Source organism: Neisseria sp. HMSC03D10, assembly GCF_001807625.1.
GTDB classification, from domain to species: Bacteria; Pseudomonadota; Gammaproteobacteria; order Burkholderiales; family Neisseriaceae; genus Neisseria; species Neisseria mucosa.
Genome location: NZ_KV789531.1, coordinates 44,957 through 58,914, shown reverse-complemented (window position 1 = coordinate 58,914; position 13,958 = coordinate 44,957). Strand labels below are relative to the sequence as shown.

General features: G+C 56.0%; 12 protein-coding genes. 8 read left to right on the top strand and 4 right to left on the bottom strand.

The genetic code is table 11. The annotated features are described in order from the left end of the window. Nucleotides 1-337 (top strand): hypothetical protein (locus tag HMPREF3066_RS13325; RefSeq protein ID WP_210385698.1); only part of this gene is annotated, 337 nt, incomplete at its 5' end. On the opposite strand, the gene HMPREF3066_RS05520 is transcribed toward HMPREF3066_RS13325, so the two are convergent. Both HMPREF3066_RS05520 and ppc read right to left on the bottom strand, forming a co-directional pair. Beyond that, nucleotides 245-1,591: a chloride channel protein gene (locus tag HMPREF3066_RS05520; protein ID WP_070441032.1), complete on the bottom strand. Its 1,347-nt coding sequence runs from the start codon at nucleotides 1,589-1,591 to the stop codon at nucleotides 245-247. The genes HMPREF3066_RS13325 and HMPREF3066_RS05520 overlap by 93 nt on opposite strands. A gap of 205 nt (nucleotides 1,592-1,796) precedes the next feature. Then, nucleotides 1,797-4,499, bottom strand: coding sequence for a phosphoenolpyruvate carboxylase (ppc, locus tag HMPREF3066_RS05515; RefSeq protein ID WP_070441029.1), 2,703 nt, complete (start codon nucleotides 4,497-4,499; stop codon nucleotides 1,797-1,799). Between the two features lie 266 nt (nucleotides 4,500-4,765). Between ppc and HMPREF3066_RS05510 the strand changes: the two genes are divergently transcribed. From HMPREF3066_RS05510 to HMPREF3066_RS05495, 4 genes are all read left to right on the top strand, one after another. Further along, nucleotides 4,766-5,242, top strand: a complete 477-nt coding sequence (locus tag HMPREF3066_RS05510) for a cyclic pyranopterin monophosphate synthase MoaC (protein WP_070441026.1) — start codon at nucleotides 4,766-4,768, stop codon at nucleotides 5,240-5,242. Nucleotides 5,243-5,563: 321 nt separating this feature from the next. Further along, nucleotides 5,564-6,976 (top strand): PepSY-associated TM helix domain-containing protein, encoded by a 1,413-nt coding sequence (locus HMPREF3066_RS05505; RefSeq protein WP_070441023.1) that lies wholly within the window; start codon nucleotides 5,564-5,566, stop codon nucleotides 6,974-6,976. A 192-nt stretch (nucleotides 6,977-7,168) separates the two neighbouring features. Then, nucleotides 7,169-7,672, top strand: coding sequence for a D-glycero-beta-D-manno-heptose 1-phosphate adenylyltransferase (gene rfaE2, locus HMPREF3066_RS05500; RefSeq protein WP_003756495.1), 504 nt, complete (start codon nucleotides 7,169-7,171; stop codon nucleotides 7,670-7,672). Then, nucleotides 7,669-9,468 carry a bifunctional biotin--[acetyl-CoA-carboxylase] ligase/type III pantothenate kinase gene (locus tag HMPREF3066_RS05495; RefSeq protein WP_070441020.1) on the top strand — a complete coding sequence of 600 codons (1,800 nt, stop codon included), beginning with the start codon at nucleotides 7,669-7,671 and terminating at the stop codon, nucleotides 9,466-9,468. The genes rfaE2 and HMPREF3066_RS05495 overlap by 4 nt, the downstream gene beginning before the upstream one ends. Here HMPREF3066_RS05495 and HMPREF3066_RS12785 read toward each other — a convergent pair. Then, nucleotides 9,408-9,647: a hypothetical protein gene (locus tag HMPREF3066_RS12785; RefSeq protein WP_141743182.1), complete on the bottom strand. Its 240-nt coding sequence runs from the start codon at nucleotides 9,645-9,647 to the stop codon at nucleotides 9,408-9,410. The two genes, HMPREF3066_RS05495 and HMPREF3066_RS12785, sit on opposite strands and share 61 nt — an antisense overlap. Before the next feature lie 3 nt (nucleotides 9,648-9,650). Between HMPREF3066_RS12785 and HMPREF3066_RS05490 the strand changes: the two genes are divergently transcribed. The 3 genes from HMPREF3066_RS05490 to nhaC all read left to right on the top strand — a co-directional run bounded on the left by HMPREF3066_RS05490 (nucleotide 9,651) and on the right by nhaC (nucleotide 13,021). Beyond that, complete coding sequence (locus tag HMPREF3066_RS05490) at nucleotides 9,651-10,538, top strand: cell division protein (protein WP_070441017.1); 888 nt, start codon at nucleotides 9,651-9,653, stop codon at nucleotides 10,536-10,538. A 191-nt stretch (nucleotides 10,539-10,729) separates the two neighbouring features. Beyond that, nucleotides 10,730-11,386: a hypothetical protein gene (locus HMPREF3066_RS05485; RefSeq protein WP_070441014.1), complete on the top strand. Its 657-nt coding sequence runs from the start codon at nucleotides 10,730-10,732 to the stop codon at nucleotides 11,384-11,386. Between the two features lie 246 nt (nucleotides 11,387-11,632). After that, nucleotides 11,633-13,021 carry a Na+/H+ antiporter NhaC gene (gene nhaC / locus HMPREF3066_RS05480; RefSeq protein ID WP_070441012.1) on the top strand — a complete coding sequence of 463 codons (1,389 nt, stop codon included), beginning with the start codon at nucleotides 11,633-11,635 and terminating at the stop codon, nucleotides 13,019-13,021. 93 nt (nucleotides 13,022-13,114) lie between these two features. Here the strand turns inward: nhaC and HMPREF3066_RS05475 are convergent, their stop codons facing one another. Further along, nucleotides 13,115-13,681 carry an NADPH-dependent FMN reductase gene (locus HMPREF3066_RS05475; protein ID WP_070441009.1) on the bottom strand — a complete coding sequence of 189 codons (567 nt, stop codon included), beginning with the start codon at nucleotides 13,679-13,681 and terminating at the stop codon, nucleotides 13,115-13,117. Nucleotides 13,682-13,958: the final 277 nt, after the last annotated feature.

Here is a 13,958-nt window from a genome sequence, read left to right as displayed (position 1 = left end):
GTTGGGGGGAAAGGCTTTTTTGCAAAGGTCTCCGATAGAAAGTTCAAATATGAAAGGTCGTCTGAAACCTACATCGGGTTTTCAGACGACCTTTTTGCGTCAATCATTTTCGTGGACAAAATCCACGCTACGAAACCATGGCGCAAATGTTGCTAACAAATTTTGTAGCGTGGGCTTTGCCCACGAATCGCTAAATATTTCAGACGACCTTTCCTACACCTTCCCGCATCGGCAATATCAGGCTTCACTTCTGTCCGCTTTGTTCCACCTGCCGTTTGAAGCGTGTGCCTGCGGCGTGGTAGAAGGGGCGGGGGGAGAATTGGCGGGAGACTTGTGAGGCGAAGATGCAGGCGATGAGCAGCCAGAAGAGGAGGTTTTGTCCGCCGGTCATTTCCATCACCACGACTGCGGAGGTGAGCGGGGATTGGGTGGCGCCGGCGAGGAAGGCTGCCATGCAGAGGAGGACGAGGACGTGGGTGCCTTGGGCGAGTCCGGTGAGGGTGGCGATGCGTTCGCCCAAGACTGCGCCTATGGTCAGGGAAGGGGTGAAGATGCCGCCGGGCGTACCTGTCCAGTAGGTCAGGACGGTGGAGAACCATTTGGCGACGGCGAGTCCGGCGGGGGCTTCGTGGATGCCGCGCAGGGCTTGGGCGGCTTCGTGGTAACCTGTGCCGTAGGTTTTGCCTTGGTAAAGCGTGCCGATGGCGGCGAGCAGGATGCCGATGAGGGCGGCGGTAATCAGGGGATGGCGGCGGATGTGTTCGCGCCATTTTGCTGGGGCGAAGGCGGTAGCGCCGAGATACAGGGTGCGTCCGAACAGTCCGCCTGCGATGCCGCACGCGAGTCCGCAGCCCAATACCCAGCCGAGCATATTGTCGAGCGTGCCGCCGCTGAAGCCTGAGAAATAGGGGTTGTTGCCTTGGATGGCGACTTGGATGAAACCGGCGGCGAGGACGCCGAGCAGGATTTGCCGCTCCCAACGCAACATGACTTCGCGCCCGAGTTCTTCGATAGCGAAAATCACGCCTGCGAGCGGGGCGTTGAACGCGGCGGCAAGCCCGCCTGCCGCACCTGCGGCGATAAGGTCGTTTTCCTGCATGCCGCGGAATGCGAAGCCGTGTTTTTTGCACCATGCGCCCCACGCGCTCATGACTGCCGCGCCGACTTGGACGGACGGTCCTTCACGCCCGACGGATGCGCCTGCGCACATGGCGAGGAAGGTCAGCGGGATTTTGAGGAGGGTTTCGCGGAGGCGGATCAGGCGGGTTTTGTTGGCGCCGTAGGGCAGGGCGAGGCTGGCGAGCACTTGCGGGATGCCGCTGCCGGAGGTGTAGGGGGCGAAACGGCGGGTGATCCAGACGATGAGCGGCAGTCCGAAGGGTAGGGCGACCCAGGCAAACCAAGGATATTTTTGCACCAGCTCCGCATTCATTTCTAACGCGAAATCCGCCATCCAGGCAAACAGGAGGGCGGTCAGCGCGACCAATGCCGAACCTGCCAGCAGGAACAGAAAAGCAATGCTTTTACGCGAGATGCGGCGGGTTTGGCGGATTTTGTGCGTGATGTGGTAGGCGGGCGGTTTGGTCGGCATGGTATGCGGAAGTGTGGAAAAGGTCGTCTGAAAAGGGTTATTGCGGAAGGCGGTTCGCGAATAAGGTAAAAATAGCCCGTAAAGAAGGGCGGCAAGCGGGGTGAAAAACAGTCTGGGTTTTCGCGGGTAAAGCCCGCGTTACGGTTTTGCGCTTGGTCTAAAGGTCGTCTGAAACGGTTTTCAGACGACCTTTTTTCGTGCTGCCTTAACCTGTATTGCGCAAACCTTGTGCCACGCCGTTGATGGTCAGGTGCACCATCAGGAGAGTGTGCGGGTCGTGCGGGTCTTTGCGCAGGCGTTTGAGCATGGCGACTTGCAGGCCGTTGAGCGCATTCAGGTACGGAATCCGCAGGGCGAGCGAACGGGCGAGGCTGCGGTTGTCGCGCAAGAGTTCGTCGGTTTGCAAAAGGTCGAGCAGGGCTTTGCGGCTGCGTTGGTATTCTTCTTTAATCATGCCGAAGATGACGGCGGCTTTTTCGGGCGATTCGCTCAAGCCGGCGTAGTTTTCGGCGAGGGTGATGTCGGTTTTCGCCATCACTTGTTCCATATTGGAGAGCATGGCTTGGAAGAATGGGTTGTGCTGCGCGTGTTCCTGCAGGGCGGCGAGGGTTTCGGGTTTGCCTTCGCACAGGCTTTCCACCGCGCTGCCGAAGCCGTACCACGCGGGCAGCATGAGACGGTTTTGCATCCATGAGAACACCCACGGTATCGCGCGCAAATCCTGTATCCGTGCCAAGGTCTTACGGCTGGCGGGGCGGCTGCCGAGGTTGAGGGTGGCGATTTCCTGTATGGGGCTGGTTTGCAGGAAATAGTCGATGAAGTCGGGGTGGGTAATCAGCTCGCGGTAGTATTTGAACGATACGTCCGACAATGCCTGCATGAGCACGGGTTCGGGGTCTTTTTGATCGGGCAGCAGGCTGGCTTCGAGCGTTGCAGCGACGAGGGTTTCGAGGTTGCGCACGGCGTTGCCGGGGTCGGCATATTTGGCGGTGATGACTTCGCCTTGCTCGGTGATGCGGATTTGTCCGGCCACGCTGCCCGCCGGTTGGGCGAGAATGGCTTGGTAAGACGGACCGCCGCCGCGTCCGACGCTGCCGCCGCGACCGTGGAACAGGCGCATACGGACATCGTATTTTTTGAAGAGTTCGACCAAACCCAATTCCGCCTGATAGAGGCACCAGGAGCTGGTAACGTAGCCGCCGTCTTTGTTGGAGTCGGAATAGCCGAGCATGATTTCCTGAATGTTGTCGCGGCTTTGCAGCAGGTCGCGGTACCATTCGTTGCTGAACATGGTTTCCATGACGGGGCAGGCGTTTTCGAGGGCTTCGATGGTTTCGAAGAGGGGGACGATGTTGATGCGGCTTTGCGGTTTGCCGTTTTCAACCGTCAACAGACCGCTTTCTTTGAGCAGCAGCGCGAGGGCGAGCAGGTCGCTGGGCTGTTCGCAGTTGGAGATGATGCTTTGGGTAACGGCGTTTTCACCGAATTCGTCTTTGATTTTGCGCGCTTCGTTGAAAATCGCCATTTCGCGGCGGGTGTGTTCGCTGTAAGTGATGAACGGGCTGGACAGCGGCCGCTGGTGTTTCAACTCGCGCAGCAGGACGGTTTGTTTTTCCGTTTCGGAAAGGCTGCCGTAGTCTTCCAAACCGGCGTGCTTGAAGAGTTCGGCGACGACATCGGCGTGTTTTTCCGCGTGTTGGCGCAAGTCGAGCGGCATCATGTGGAAGCCGAACACGGAAACGGAGCGGATCAGGTCGGCGAGTCTGCCTTCGCCCAAAAGCGCGCTGCCGTTGTCGCGCAGGGAGCGTTGCAGCTTGTGGAGGTCGTCTGAAAACTCTTGTGCGGAGGCATAAGGCATCATGAAGCCGAATTTGCAGCCCATGCCCAAGCCGAGCGAGCGGGCTTTGCCCATGACGCGCGCCATAATGTAGGCGATGGCGCGGCGGTACGGCTCTTCGGTACGGGCGATTTCTTCGTCGGGCGATTCGTCCGACAATGCCATCACGTCGTCGTTGACTTTGACGCGGCGGACGGAAAGCGGCAGCTCGCGGTAGAGTTTGTCGAGTTCGCCGCGGTAAAAGCGGAACACCGCGTCGGCATGGCGGCGGAAAGCGAAACGCAGGGTCTCGGCGGAGACAAACGGATTGCCGTCGCGGTCGCCGCCTATCCAACCGCCGATTTTTAAGATGTCGGGCACGTCAACGTCAGGATAGGTCGTCTGAAATTCGCGTTCCATGCTGCGATAGAGTTTGGGCAGCGCCTCGAAGAAACTCATCGGGAAGATGGATACGCCGTTGTTGATTTCATCGTTGACGCTGAGTTTGTGGTGGCGCGTTTCGCTGGTTTGCCACAAGCCCAGCAAAATAGTGTCGATTTCGCGACGCAATTCCGCCAGCGCGTCGGCATGGGTGCAGCGTTCGCGGCGGGGCAGGAGGGCGCGGATGCGGCGGTTGAAGTTCAACACGGTTTGGCGTTGCACTTCGGTCGGGTGCGCGGTCAGAACGGCGGTAACATTGGTCGTATTTAATTGTTTTTGAACCGCCTTGCCGCCGATTTTCGCCGCTTTGAGTTTGCGTACCGTTTCCGCCAAGCTGCCTTCCGCGCCGCCGTGTCCCGCCTCTTCGTGGATTTGGCGGCGGCGTTCGTGGTGGACGTCTTCGGCGATGTTCAGAATCTGCGCAAACAGACCGCAGGCAAGTGTCAGGTCGTGGGTTTGCTGTTCGTCCAGTTGCGGCAAAACCTTCTCAATCAAAGCCGCGCTATCGTCCGAAGTGGACAACAGTTTGACCGTTTCCACCACCAAAGGCGAGGCTTCTTCGTGCAGAAGTTTGTATAAAGACTGTTTCAAAAATTCCGCGTCCGCCGCCAGAGCGGCGTCCTTGGGATTGTTCAGGATATGCAGTTGCATGATTTTCTCTCTTTATTTATTTATCTCAAAAACAAACGTAAAACATTGTATAGCAGGTCGTCTGAAACCGCCATCGGAAAAGGTGTTGCAAAACGCTGAAACTTGATGTAACCCGCGTCCGCACAAGCCAAGCCGTTAATTGCTTAACAAAGCCGCGCGTGCATTTCAGTCCGATTATTCTGCCGTTCGTATCCGCAGCATAGTCCGAAGCGCAGAAATCTCGTAAAATACTACGACATAAAATCCTATTTTCACGCAGGCACAGCATGTTTAACTTCAATTCCGTACGCGAAAACGACAAACGCCAACCCACCGTCCGCACCGCCGTAGCAAGCGGCTCCATCAATATGAGTACCTCCGCCATCAAAGTTTTGGCGGAAAACGCCACCCAAAACGCAGGCATCCTCAACGTCGCCCGTGTTGCCGCCGTCCAAGGCATCAAGCAGGTCGGACTGATTGTCCCGCTTTACCAACCCGCCGTCTTGCAACACGTCCGCGTCGATTTCGATGTTGATCTCGAACTCGCCTACGTCAAAGCTACCGTAACCGTCACTTCGGAAGGCGGCAAAAGCATCACGACCGAAGCCATTACCGGCGTCAACGTTGCCCTCATGTCCATCTACGACATGATGAAAGAAGTCGACCAGTCCATGATGATGACACGCATCCACCTCGAATCCGAAAGCGGCGGCGAACGCGGCCCGTTCGTATTTGACGATGCCTACGAAAACATCGATTTCTGATTGAACAAACAAAAAGGTCGTCTGAAAACCGGTTTGAGGTTTCAGACGACCTTTTTATTTACGCTAAAGCTTTGCTATGAAAAGCTTTCGGTCGATGAACTATTTCTGCCGGATACGGTCTTCTTTTGGCATTTCCGTATGCGGCAATGGTTTCATCAGGAATTGTTAGCATTTCAAAACTTCGTTATACTTAGAAAGTATTAGTTATTTTGTATTAATTTTATAGTAAATTCAAATCAAATAGGGGATACCTATGTCGTCATTCCCATGCGGGCAGGAGTTTTCTAATTTCAATCCACGATAAAACAACAGAGAGAATTTATGGACACATCCCAACCCGCTCCCCGTTCCGAGCAACAAGCGAACCGCCGCTATCTGACCGTGTGGCGGTGGCATTTTTATTTCGGACTTCTGGTCGCGCCCTTTCTGACCCTGCTTGCCGTAACAGGTCTGGGCATGCTTCTATTCGCCAACATCACCGGTAAAGAGGGCGAGCGCATACACGTTACCCCGCAGGCGCAGGTGCAGCCTTTGTCGGCGCAGGCGGAAGCGGCGCGACAGTCTGTGAACCCCGAAACCGCTTCGGTGGTGCAATATATCGCGCCGCGCGCCGACGATATGGTTGCCGTGTTCCGCGTAAACAACGACGACAAAGCGACCATGGTCGCCGTCGATCCTTATACGGCGAAAGTCGTCAATTCCATGCCGCGCAATGAGGGCTGGTATCACACGATGGATGGAATCCACGGCGATATGATGCTCGGCACGGCGGGCGATTATCTGATAGAAACCGCCGCGTCGTTGACTATCCTGATGATGATTACGGGGATTTATCTGTGGTGGGTGAAACAGCGCAGCCTGAAATCCATGCTTGTGCCGCAAGCGGGCAAAGGACGCTCGTGGTGGCGCAGCATGCACGGCGCATTCGGTACTTGGGTTTCTTTGATTTTATTGCTGTTCTGCCTGTCTGGTGTTGCTTGGGCGGGCATTTGGGGCGGTAAGTTCGTTCAGTCTTGGAGCCAGTTCCCCGCCGGCAAATGGGGCGTCGAACCGAACCCCGTATCCGTCGTGCCGACCCACGGCGATGTGCTGAACGACGGCAAAACCAAAGAAGTACCGTGGATTCTGGAACTCACGCCCATGCCTGTTTCCGGTACGACGAAGGGCGAAAACGGCATCAATCCGAGCGAACCGATGACTTTGGAAACGGTTGACCGCTTCGCCCGCGAAATCGGTTTCAAAGGCCGCTACCAGCTCAACCTGCCCAAAGGCGAAACGGGCGTGTGGACGCTGTCGCAAGATTCGATGAGCTACGACATGGTCAGCCCGACCGCCGACCGCACGGTGCACATCGACCAATACAGCGGCAAAATCCTGGCCGACATCCGTTTCGACGATTACAACTTCTTCGGCAAATTTATGGCGGCCAGCATCGCGCTGCACATGGGGACGCTGGGCTGGTGGAGCGTGCTGGCGAACGTCTTGTTCTGCCTGGCGGTTATCTTCATCTGCGTCAGCGGCTGCGTGATGTGGTGGAAACGCCGCCCGTCCAAAGCGGGCGGACTGGTACCTCCGGCGCAGAAAATCGAGCTGCCGGTATGGTGGGCAATGGCTGTGCCGCTTTTGATCGTGGCGGTATTGTTCCCGACCGCCATCGCCGCCATCGTCGTGATTTGGCTCTTGGATACGGTGTTGCTGTCGCGGATTCCGGTGCTGTCGAGGTGGTTCAAATAATGGTTTGAGCCGTTTCCCGCAAACCGATACGCAGCGTGGGCAGCACCCGTGAATAGGATGGGTTTGAAGGTCGTCTGAAAATCCGATTTTGGTTTTCAGACGACCTTTCCTTATTTTTATCCCGCGGTTTTCCTTTTCCGCCCGCTTCGGTATCATACCGCCTGTCTGTTTATCCCTGACGGAATCCCGATTATGTCTGACTGGTCCCTCCCCGATTTCGAACGCAAAATCTGCCCGCCCGAAGAATTGGCGCAACGTCTGCACACGCTTCCCCGCCCGCTGGTGTTTACCAACGGCTGTTTCGATATTCTGCACAGGGGGCATGTTACCTATCTGGCGCAGGCGCGTTCGGCGGGGGCGGCGTTGGTGCTGGCTTTGAACACGGATGCGTCCGTACGCCGTTTGGGCAAGGGGGACGACCGTCCCGTCAACCCGCTGGAAAACCGCGCGGCGGTGGCGGCGGCATTGGCAAGCGTGGATTTGGTCACTTGGTTTGACGAAGACACGCCCGCCGAGTTGATCGAGCAAATCAAACCCGACATCCTGATTAAAGGCGGCGACTGGCCGGTCGAAAAAATCGTCGGCGCGCAAGAAACGCTGGCGCGCGGCGGCAAAGTGTTTTCCATTCCGTTCCTGCACCAGACTTCCACCACGAAAACGCTGGAAAAAATCCGCGCAGCCGAGGGCGGCAAATGACCGCGCTGAAATTGCCGCACAGTCGGGTTTTGGCGGAACTCGCCGACGGTCTGCCGCAACACGTTTCCCATCTCGCGCGTATCGCGGGCGTGAAGCCGCACCAGCTCAACGGCTTTTGGCAACAGATGCCTGCGCACATCCGCGGACTGCTGCGCCAGCACGACGGGCAGTGGCGGCTCGTGCGCCCGCTTGCTTTGTTTAACGAAGAAGCCTTGCAGCGTTTGGGCGCGGAACGCGGTTTTCAGACGACCTTAGAACACGAATGCACGTCCAGCAACGACGAAATCCTGAATCTGGCACGCACTTCGCCCGAACAAGCCCATAAAGCGCTTTGCGTCGCGCATCTGCAAACCAAAGGCCGCGGGCGGCAGGGACGCAAGTGGACAAACCGGTTGGGCGAATGCCTGATGTTCAGCTTCGGCTGGGTATTCGACAAACCGCAGCACGAACTCGGCTCGCTCGCCCCCGCCGTCGCACTCGCCTGCCGCCGCGCTTTAGCCGCATCGGGTTTGGACATACAAATCAAGTGGCCGAACGATTTGGTCGCCGGCAGGGACAAACTCGGCGGCATCCTGATCGAAACCGTCCGCAGCGAGGGCAAAACCGCCGCCGTCATCGGCATAGGCATCAATTTCGTCCTGCCCAAAGAAGTCGAAAACGCCGCTTCCGTCCAAGCCCTCTTCCACAACGCGCAGCTTGCCCGCGGCACCGCCTCCGTACACTGCATTCCCGCTTCAACGCTGTTGGACAAATTGTTGGGCGAACTCAATGCCGTGCTGACGCAATACGCGCAAGACGGGTTCACCCCCTTCCTCGAAGAATACCAAACCGCCCACCGCGACCACGGCAGACCTGTCCTGCTCCTGCGCGACGGGCAAACCGTAAGCGAAGGCACGGTACTTAACGTCGATGCGCAAGGCGCGTTGCACCTGATGACAGCCGCAGGCGAACAAACCGTCGTCAGCGGCGAAATCAGCCTGCGCCCCGACGACACCCCCCGCGCCGCCGCGCCGCGCCCGCCCGAACGCCTCCTCCTGCTCGACGGCGGCAACAGCCAGCTCAAATGGGCATGGGTGGAAAACGGCGTGTTCAACGAAGTTACCCGCGCGCCGTACCGCGACTTGAGCAGGCTCGGCGAAGAATGGGCAGCGCGTTCAGACGACCGCACCAGCATCATCGGCTGCGCCGTGTGCGGCGACCTCAAAAAAGCCCTGGTCGAAGCCCACCTGACCGCACCCGTCCGCTGGCTGCCCTCCATGCCGCAGGCGCTCGGCATCCGCAACCACTACCGCAACCCCGCCGAACACGGCTCCGACCGCTGGTTCAACGCCTTGGGCAGCCGCCGTTTCAGCCAAAATGCCTGCGTCGTCGTCAGTTGCGGCACCGCCGTAACCACCGACGCACTCACCGAAGACAACCATTACCTCGGCGGCACCATCATGCCCGGCTTCCACCTCATGAAAGAAGCCCTCGCTGCCAAAACCGCCAACCTCGACCGCCCCGCCGGCAAAGTGTACCCCTTCCCCACCACCACGCCCAACGCCATCACCAGCGGCATGATGGATGCCGTTTGCGGCGCCGTCATCATGATGCACGGGCGGCTGAAACAAAAAACGGGCGAAGGCAAACCCGTTGACGTCATCATCACCGGCGGCGGCGCAAGCAAAGTCGTCAACGCACTGCCCAAGCAGTTTGTTTTGGACAATACAGTAAAAATTGTAGATAATCTCGTCATTTACGGCTTATTGAACTGGGTCGCGCAAGAGCAGGAACAGCCTGATAAATTGCCCGAATAAGCAGCCATACCGTAGCGCAGATTCAAAAAGGTCGTCTGAAACGCAACACCGCTTTTCAGACGACCTTCAGACGCAGCAAACTTCAGCGGGTTGGCTTTGATGCCGATCCGCCACAACCAATAACAACACAAAACCGCCCGCACACCGCAACGGCAACCGAACACAAAAAAGGAAAACAACTCATGAAATGGCTTTTCGCCGCCCTCGTGGCACTCAACATCATCGTCTTCGGCGGCATGATTACGCACCGCCTCAACAACGCCAAATCCCCCAACGCCGCGCCCGTAGAAGGCGGCGCCCACGAACTCGCCCAACCTGAATCCCTGCGCCCGCAGCAAGCCCCCGCGCCTGCCGACAACGCACAACCCGACTGGCTGCAAACCGACGAAACACAAGCCGACCTGCCCGAACCCGAATCCGAAGAAGCCATAGCCGAACGCAAGAAAAAAGAAGAAGAGGAACAGGCGCGCCGCGAAAAAGAAAAAAAAGAACGTGAAGAAAAAGCCCGCCGCGAAAAAGAAAAAGCCGCCGCCGAAAACACCAATCCGAATGCTGCCGCCAACGAAAATCCCGCCGCCAAAAACGCATCCGCCGCCCGCCAATGTACATCTAACGCCAGCGTTACCCTGGACGAAGACGACTACCACCGCATCAAAGGCCTGCTGACCCGTTGGCCGCATGCCGCCAGCCGCACCGTAGAAAAACGTGGCGTATCGAAAGACCACGCCGCCAAAACCTTCCGCGTCGTACTGCCCGCCGACAGCGAAGCCATGAACCGCCTCGAAGCCCTCGGCAACAAAGGCTTCAACGGCACGCTCCACAACGGCGAAATCAGCCTCGGCGTCATGAAAAGCCGCTCCTCCGCCCAAGTCCTCATCTCACGCCTGTCCGCAGCAGGTTTCGGCGGCGCACGCATCGTCGAACAAGACGACAAAGGCAACGCCGCCGACAGCACCCTCAGCGTCTCCCGCATGACCGTCATCTTCATGTCGGTCGATGAAAAAGACGCACAAGAAATCCGCAACATCGTCGGCCGCTACGGTAGCCTGAATATGAAAACCTGCAAATAAAACCCAAAGGTCGTCTGAACGTTTTCAGACGACCTTTTTACAGAAATATAGCCCATTCAAACCGTGAAAGTTCCTGCTTTCCTTCCTGCTTGGGTGGAAAAGGAGGTGAGGGTATTTTCTAAATCAATCCATTTCGGGCGTGAAAGCTTTGCCGAATGCCTGAAACCGTCAATCCTCAGGAGTCCGTATTTATGAAACCCTTAATCTTTTTACTTCCCGCCGTGTTATCCCTGCATGCTGCCGCACAGAACTACGTCATTGCTGACGACCGGCTCAGTAGCGGGGTGTTGACGCTTGAGGGCAGCAGTTTTTCCGTCAGTACCGTCAATCCAAACGGCAATGTGTGCGATTACGAAGGCATCGTTCGCAATCGTATTGCCAGCGACGGGGAGGGCTGTGTCGTGCATTTCAGTTTCAAGCGCGACAGTGTGCGTTTGGACATCCCTGAATCCGCCCGAGAAGCCTGTCAAAGCTATTGCGGGCATAACGCTTTTTTCGACAGGGTTTATGACAAAATGCCGACGGCTTGTGCACCGAAATATGCAGAGGCGGCGGAGCGGCGTTTCCAGGCAGCCTATCGGGACAAACGTTTCCGAGAGGCGGCAAACCTCAAGCGGCAATATCTAAACCAGTGTGGCAGATTCCTCTATCTGACCGATTGGATGCGGGTTTTGAATGACTTGGCAGTCAGCTTTAAAAATGCCGGAGATAAAGCGGCCTGCCGCAAAACGCTTGCCCCATTGTCCGAATGGCTGCGGGATTATTGGCCAAATTACATCAACGAAACAGATTACAAACGCGAAGCGTCTGCGGCAAGGTTTAACTTGAAACAGTGTGAAGCGGAATAAAACGAAATTCGCCCAGTATTTTCATATGATGGCCGATATGGTTATCTGTGGTATAAAAAGCCATAATATTTCTTAAATATTAAAAAATAGATATTTTATTCTAAAAAATCTAATTTAAAATTATATTGTTTTAATAAAAATCTATTGCTACATTCATAAAAAATCACGGGGTCGTCTGAAAAGCGGTTTTTCAGACGACCCCGTGTGCTAAACTTCGTTAAATACACACAAAACAGGCAAAGCAATATGTTTACATTCAAATCACTGCTCGATATGCCGCGCGGAGAAGCTCTTGCCGTCGTCGTGGCGTTAATCGGGGCGATGGGTTACACCATCATTTCGCTGGGCTGGCTGCCCCATATGTCCATCATTGCCGCCATTACCGTCCTTATCCTCTACGGTCTCGCGCGCGGGTTGAAATATAACGACATGCAAAAAGGCATGGTCGGCGCGGTGGGGCAGGGCATGGGCGCGATTTACCTGTTTTTCTTCATCGGGCTGATGGTCAGCGCGCTGATGATGAGCGGCGCGATTCCGACGCTGATGTATTACGGTTTCGGGCTGATTTCCCCCACTTATTTCTATTTCTCCGCCTTTGCGCTCTGTTCCGTCATCGGCGTGTCCATCGGCAGCAGTTTGACCACTTGCGCCACCGTCGGCGTTGCTTTCATGGGTATGGCGGCGGCGTTTCATGCCGATTTGGCGATGACGGCGGGTGCGATTGTTTCCGGCGCGTTCTTCGGCGACAAAATGTCCCCGCTCTCCGATACTACGGGCATTTCGGCTTCTATTGTCGGCATTGATTTGTTCGAACACATCAAAAATATGATGTACACCACCATTCCCGCGTGGCTCATTAGCGCGGCATTGATGCTGTGGCTCTTGCCCAATGTTGCCGCCCACGATTTGAACAGCGTCGAATCCTTCCGCAGCCAGCTCGAAGCGACGGGCTTGGTGCACGGCTATTCACTGATTCCGTTTGCGCTGTTGGTCGTGCTGGCATTGTTGCGCATCAACGCCGTTGTCGCCATGCTCTTCACCATCCTCGCCGCACTTGCGGTAACTTATTTCCACAGCACGCCCGACTTGAACCAGCTCGGCGCATGGTTTTACGGCGGCTACAAACTCGAAGGCGAAGCGTTCCAAGACATCGCCAAACTTATTTCGCGCGGCGGTTTGGAAAGCATGTTCTTCACGCAAACCATCGTGATTCTCGGCATGAGTTTGGGCGGATTATTGTTTACGCTCGGCGTGATTCCGTCGCTGCTGGACGCCATCCGCGCGTTCCTGACTACCGCCGGACGCGCCACCTTCAGCGTTGCCGCTACCTCGGTCGGCGTGAATTTCCTCATCGGCGAACAATATTTGAGTATTTTGCTTTCCGGCGAAACCTTCAAACCTGTGTACGATAAGCTCGGACTGCATTCGCGCAACCTCTCTCGCACGCTGGAAGACGCGGGTACGGTCATCAATCCGCTCGTTCCGTGGAGCGTCTGCGGCGTGTTCATCAGCCACGCCCTCGGCGTACCCGTCTGGGAATACCTGCCTTATGCCTTCTTCTGCTATCTGAGCCTGATTTTGACGCTGCTGTTCGGTTGGACAGGTTTGACGTTGAGCAAGAAAGAAACCGCGTAAAGCGGCGGGATAGAAAGGTCGTCTGAAAACCTTCGGTATGGGTTTTCAGACGACCTTTTTTTATAGAAATGCTCTGACGGAATAGATGACGGCTTATTTGGGATTTTTCTCGATCAGGGCGACGAGTTGATCGATATAGCCTTGGACGAAGCTGCGTGCCGATTCGATGAGTTTGCCGTTGTCGTCAAACAGGGTGGGGGAGTTGCCGAGGAAGACTTCGGGCTGTCCGGTCAGCGGCATATTGAAGTAGGACAAGGCAAGGCGCAGGTTTTTTTGCGAACTGTAACCGCCCATTTTACCGACGGAATGGCTGATGATGCCTGCAGGCGTGTTTTTCCATGCGACGTCGGCGTTGGGCTTGGAGCCGATGTCTACCGCGTTTTTCAGACAGGCGGGGACGGTGCGGTTGTTTTCGGGGGTAACGAACAATACGCCGTCGGAAGCTTTGATGGTTTCGCGGAAGGCGGTATAGCTTTCGGGCGTGGGGAAGTCGGTTTCGGCGGGGTCGTCGTAGTCGAAATTGTAGAGCGGCAAGCCGCCGATTTCGACGATTTGGGCTTCGTAGCCTTCGGGGAACATGGGGATGACGTTTTGTGCCACTTTGCGGGCGAACGATCCTTTGCGCAGGCTGCCTACTAAAATGCTGACTTTTTTTGCCATAAATTTTCTCCTGATTGTGTAAAAATAAAAACGATTCGTAAATTCATTTTAAAATGGGCGCGGATAACGGTCAAGATTAGGGCATCGCGTTAAGGCGGCTTTATCTACGGGCAGGTCGTACACGCTGAGATTTCGTTTCTTTGCGGTTGTTATGGGAATTTTGATAAAAATTCAGTTGCTTGAAGACATATCGACAGATGGAAAGCCTTGTTTTTTTCGGATTCACTGTATTCCTTGGGCAACAGTTTTAATTAGATATATAACTTTAGTAATTGTT